Origin of the sequence: Corynebacterium sp. HMSC22B11 (assembly GCF_001815965.1) — a bacterium.
GTDB lineage: Bacteria > Actinomycetota > Actinomycetes > Mycobacteriales > Mycobacteriaceae > Corynebacterium.
Genome location: NZ_KV823509.1, coordinates 1 through 1,714, shown reverse-complemented (window position 1 = coordinate 1,714; position 1,714 = coordinate 1). Strand labels below are relative to the sequence as shown.

1 protein-coding gene and 1 pseudogene are annotated in these 1,714 nt (G+C 61.7%); both read right to left on the bottom strand.

Annotated features, from left to right (window positions below; genetic code table 11):
• Positions 1-7: 7 nt before the first annotated feature.
• Entirely contained in the window at positions 8-1,117 is a 1,110-nt protein-coding gene (locus tag HMPREF3088_RS10235; protein ID WP_246818119.1) for an IS30 family transposase, read from the bottom strand.
• Between the two features lie 108 nt (positions 1,118-1,225).
• Positions 1,226-1,420 (bottom strand): annotated as a pseudogene (locus HMPREF3088_RS10735) (helix-turn-helix domain-containing protein); the annotation flags it as partial.
• Positions 1,421-1,714: the final 294 nt, after the last annotated feature.

The following is a 1,714-nucleotide window of genomic DNA, read 5'->3' as shown; positions in this document are numbered from 1 at the left end:
GGCGGGATCAAGCGGTTAATGCGCCACGATTGAATATTTGCTGGAGTATCTCACGTGGGGTTGCTCCGCCGAGGACTTGTCGTGGTGTGTCGTTGAGTTCGTCTTGCACCCAGGCGACGTGCCCGGGGGTGACTTCGGCGAAGTCGGTGCCCTTTTTGTAGAAGCGGCGCCGGATCTCACCGTTGGTGTTCTCGTTGGTCGGCCGCTGCCACGGCGCGTGCGGATCGCAAAAGTACACCTCGCAGCCGTCTTTGATGCGCACACGTGCGGTTTCAGCCATTTCCACGCCTTGATCCCAGGTGATGGTCTTGAGCTGTTCAGCGTTGAGGTCTTTGACCATCTGCTGGATCGTTGCAATCACCGTCATCGATGTGTGTTCGGTGGGCAGATGACCAAGCAGGGTGTAGCGGCTGGTGCGCTCCACCAGGGTAATCAGCGCGCTTTTGCCGCCCTTGCCGATGACAAGATCGCCTTCCCAGTGCCCGGGGATTGCCCGGTCGTCAGCCTCTGGGCTGCGCTTGGTGATTTCAGCGCCTTTGATCCACGGCTTACCGGTGAGCACACCGGCATTACGGGGCCGGGCTTTTCGCCGCTTGCCGCCGCGGATGAGCACATCTTGGGTCTTCATCACCGCTTCAAGCTCGGCGCGCAAGCTGCCTTTGCCCTGGATGTACAAGGCGCTGTAGATCGCTTCGTGGGAAATACGCATGCTTTCATCATCGGCGAAAGCATGCTGAAGCCACACACTGATGCGCCCGGGCGACCACCGGCGGGCAAGACACGTCACCACCACAGCGCGAAGTGCCGGGTTGTCGTCGAGCTTGCGCACCTTCGGCCGGTGCGCACGCGCCTTGGCGCCCAGGCCGGCTTGCCGGGCGTTGTAGTACACCGTGGCCTCACCGTCTTCGCCGGGAACTTCCCACCCGTTGCGGGCGATTTCCCGGCTGATCACGCTGTGGTGGCGCCCCAGAAGTGCTCCGATCTGTCTGGCTGACATTCCCTGGTTGCACCCATGTTGGATCGTCAGGCGGTCTTCATACGACAGTCGGACTCCGCGGCCGACTTTCACACGGTCCTCGGCATAGTCGGCAGGCGCGTGGCCTGCCTGTGTTTTCATTGGTGCTGGCACGGAATCAACTTTGCTGTGTGCAGGTGGTTTTACCGTGCAAGCCTCCGGCGTGTCCGCGCGCTGTGGCACATCACGGTTTCCGCCCGCCTTCTCCTGGCGTGCTTGCTGCACCCAGCGATACACCGAATTCGCAGACCGGTCGAACGCCGCCGCGACCTGGTCAACCGGCTCACCAGCTAGTACTCGCTCGACCGCGTCAGCTTTCTGCTGCGGGGTGATGCGGGGCTTTTGCTGCAGTTCGGTCAGCACACCGACTTTCGCCAACCGCTGGTACAACGCCCCTGGTGACATGCCTAACGTCGCAGCCGCATCCGGTACCGACATACCTGAAGCCACCAGCGCCACCGCCTCGTCGATGAGTTGGTCGCGCTGAAGCGCCAACGCCTTCATCGGTGGGAGTGCGCCTGCTTGCTTGACCCATTCATAAACCGTGGCCTCTGCCACACCGGCCTCACGTGCAATCTCGCCGACATCATCGCCTGCAACAAGCCGCGCCACAGAAGTAGCCTTCACATCTTTCGGAGTCCAACGACCAGCCACAACAACCTCCAAGTCGAGGTGGCGCATTCACCCACTGACAACTCC

What these genes read in the sequence shown, in the direction of transcription:
- HMPREF3088_RS10235 (WP_246818119.1), bottom strand. Translation starts at nt 1,117, where the DNA reads ATGAAAACACAGGCAGGCCACGCGCCTGCCGACTATGCCGAGGACCGT.